Source organism: Candidatus Similichlamydia epinepheli (genome assembly GCF_003056015.1).
Genome location: NZ_PPEU01000140.1, coordinates 1 through 1,336, shown reverse-complemented (window position 1 = coordinate 1,336; position 1,336 = coordinate 1). Strand labels below are relative to the sequence as shown.

Genomic DNA, 1,336 nt, shown 5'->3' with positions numbered 1-1,336 from the left:
TTTGAAAAAATTCAGAGCGTCTTAAAAGAACTTGAAGTTCCGTTCAAAATAGATCCTAAACTTGTTCGAGGACTTGACTACTACAATAACGTAATTTTTGAGTATATATGGACAAATAGAGAATCGTCATCTGCTCTTGGTGGAGGAGGCCGCTACAACCAACTTATTCAATCGATAGGATACACAGATCTTCCTGGAGTTGGTTTCGCTTTTGGATTTGAAAGAGTTATTCAAGCCGCAATTGCAAGTGGTTTTAGTGTCACTGATACTCCTTTCGATTTACTATTCATTTCCCTTTTGGAATCACCTAACTCTGAATGTTTTCGTTTATCTAGCATGCTGCGTGAGAATGGAATCAGAATCAAAACTAGATTCGGCGAAATAAATTTAGGTAATGCACTCAAAGAATGTGATCAAATAGGTGCTAATTGGATTTTGATTTATGGCGATCAAGAGAAAAAAGGGCACATGATTCAATTGAAAAATGCAAAGGAACGAACTACTCAGATGATCGACCTCGATGACACAGAAAAACTTTTATCAATTTTGCACTAACAATGAAAGTCGTACTTTACCGACCAGAAATACCTCAGAATACAGGGAACATAGCTCGCACGTGTTCACTAACTGGTTCTTCGCTCATGCTAATCCCCCCAGTTGGGTTTTTCTTACATTCATCTACCATTCGACGTTCTTCTGTCCGATATTTACAAACAGAAGACATCGAAGTTTGGAATAATGGCGAGGATAAATGGTTAGAGGAATTTGGGGACTTGTGTTGGATGTTCTCAACACGAGGTCAGATACGTTACGATCAAGTAGTCTACGGACAATCTCCAATTCTCCTTTTTGGAAGTGAGAGCCTTGGGCTACCTGACCTTTGGATAAAAAACTTCCCCCAAAGAACTGTTTACATTCCTTTGTTACAAAAAAAAGGTTCCCTCAATCTATCAAACGCCGCTGCTATTGCTATTTACGAAGTTTTAAGACAGAGAAACTTCCTATCTTCTTATTAATTTTGTAATTGTTGAATGGCCTGAATTAAGTCCTCTTTTTTCTGAACACCAGAAACTGACCTAACTTGATTCCCTCCAGAAAAGAAAAGAATAGTGGGGATAGAAGATATTCTACACTTCTCTGAAGCATTAGGAGAACTGTCTGTATCCACCTTTAAAAATAATAGTGATGGGCTGCTTAGCTCCTTAGCAACCTCTTCAAAAACAGGTGCAAAAGCCTTGCAGGGACCACACCACACTGCAAAAAAATAAGCGACAACAAACTCAGCTTTCTTGAGAGAAGACTCAAAATTACTATCCGTGACCTCTTTATAACCTGG

3 protein-coding genes are annotated in these 1,336 nt (G+C 38.6%); 2 read left to right on the top strand and 1 reads right to left on the bottom strand.

Annotated features, from left to right (window positions below; all coding sequences use genetic code 11):
• A partial coding sequence (locus GCCT14_RS04960) for an ATP phosphoribosyltransferase regulatory subunit (protein ID WP_192875513.1) occupies positions 1 to 555 on the top strand: 555 nt, incomplete at its 5' end.
• A 2-nt stretch (positions 556 to 557) separates the two neighbouring features.
• The gene (locus tag GCCT14_RS04955; protein WP_108624456.1) at positions 558 to 1,016 is read left to right on the top strand and encodes a TrmH family RNA methyltransferase; all 459 of its coding nucleotides are present in this window, start codon (positions 558 to 560) and stop codon (positions 1,014 to 1,016) included.
• On the opposite strand, the gene trxA is transcribed toward GCCT14_RS04955, so the two are convergent.
• On the bottom strand, positions 1,013 to 1,336 hold a 324-nt coding region (trxA, locus tag GCCT14_RS04950; RefSeq protein WP_108624455.1), incomplete at its 5' end, for a thioredoxin. The two genes, GCCT14_RS04955 and trxA, sit on opposite strands and share 4 nt — an antisense overlap.